Here is an 843-nt window from a genome sequence, read left to right as displayed (position 1 = left end):
CTCCCTATAATGCGCCTCCACTGACCGGGAACAACGACTGACAAGCCGCCGGGTCAGCGAGAAGAAAGCGAAATAAACGCTTGACTCTCCGGGCGAAAAGCGTAGTATACGCAGCCCGCGCCGATGAGTTTCTCGGCACTGCTCTTTAACAATTTATCAGACAATCTGTGTGGGCACTCCACAAGACGATATCCAGCATCTTCGGATGCAAAAAAATATCAAGTCTTGAAGAGTGACTAACTGAAGTAAAATTCATGCAGTAAATCTTTGAGCATCGCTTCTCGAGTGGAAGCAAATCAAGCTTTTAATTGAAGAGTTTGATCATGGCTCAGATTGAACGCTGGCGGCAGGCTTAACACATGCAAGTCGAGCGGTAGCACAAGGGAGCTTGCTCCCTGGGTGACGAGCGGCGGACGGGTGAGTAATGTCTGGGAAACTGCCTGATGGAGGGGGATAACTACTGGAAACGGTAGCTAATACCGCATAACGTCGCAAGACCAAAGAGGGGGACCTTCGGGCCTCTTGCCATCAGATGTGCCCAGATGGGATTAGCTAGTAGGTGGGGTAATGGCTCACCTAGGCGACGATCCCTAGCTGGTCTGAGAGGATGACCAGCCACACTGGAACTGAGACACGGTCCAGACTCCTACGGGAGGCAGCAGTGGGGAATATTGCACAATGGGCGCAAGCCTGATGCAGCCATGCCGCGTGTGTGAAGAAGGCCTTCGGGTTGTAAAGCACTTTCAGCGAGGAGGAAGGTGGTGAGCTTAATACGCTCATCAATTGACGTTACTCGCAGAAGAAGCACCGGCTAACTCCGTGCCAGCAGCCGCGGTAATACGG

At 52.4% G+C, this 843-nt stretch carries 1 rRNA gene; it reads left to right on the top strand.

Features of this window, described 5'->3' with window-relative positions:
- Window positions 1–305: 305 nt before the first annotated feature.
- Window positions 306–843 (top strand): 16S ribosomal RNA (locus tag N825_RS35645); the annotation flags it as partial.

Source organism: Skermanella stibiiresistens SB22 (genome assembly GCF_000576635.1).
Classification (GTDB): Bacteria; Pseudomonadota; Alphaproteobacteria; order Azospirillales; family Azospirillaceae; genus Skermanella; species Skermanella stibiiresistens.
Note: the sequence above shows the minus strand (reverse complement) of the source record. Positions and strands in the feature narration are given on the sequence as shown.